Source organism: Sinomonas flava (assembly GCF_039531875.1).
In the GTDB taxonomy this organism is placed as follows: domain Bacteria; phylum Actinomycetota; class Actinomycetes; order Actinomycetales; family Micrococcaceae; genus Sinomonas; species Sinomonas flava.
In genome coordinates this window covers 1-590 of the sequence record NZ_BAAAQW010000022.1, presented here as the reverse complement: position 1 = coordinate 590, position 590 = coordinate 1, and the positions used below count along the sequence as shown (strand labels likewise).

Sequence of the window (590 nt, the reverse complement as noted above, 5' to 3'; positions counted from 1 at the left end):
TGCCTCCCAAAGAGTAACGGAGGCGCCCAAAGGTCCCCTCAGCCTGGTCGGCAACCAGGTGGCGAGTGCAAGTGCACAAGGGGGCTTGACTGTGAGAGAGGCATCTCGAGCAGGGACGAAAGTCGGGACTAGTGATCCGGCGGCACCTCGTGGAAGGGCCGTCGCTCAACGGATAAAAGGTACCTCGGGGATAACAGGCTGATCTTGCCCAAGAGTCCATATCGACGGCATGGTTTGGCACCTCGATGTCGGCTCGTCGCATCCTGGGGCTGGAGTAGGTCCCAAGGGTTGGGCTGTTCGCCCATTAAAGCGGTACGCGAGCTGGGTTTAGAACGTCGTGAGACAGTTCGGTCCCTATCCGCTGCGCGCGCAGGAAATCTGAGAAGGGCTGTCCTCAGTACGAGAGGACCGGGACGGACGAACCTCTGGTGTGCCAGTTGTACCGCCAGGTGCACGGCTGGTTGGCTACGTTCGGATGGGATAACCGCTGAAGGCATCTAAGCGGGAAGCCCGCTTCGAGATGAGATTTCCATCCACCGCAAGGTGGGAGAGGCCCCCAGCAGACCACTGGGTTGATAGGCCGGACGTGG

The 590-nt window shown here is 60.5% G+C and carries 1 rRNA gene; it reads left to right on the top strand.

Going from position 1 to position 590, the window contains the following annotated elements:
* Positions 1-590: ribosomal RNA gene (locus tag ABD298_RS18645) — 23S ribosomal RNA — on the top strand; the annotation flags it as partial.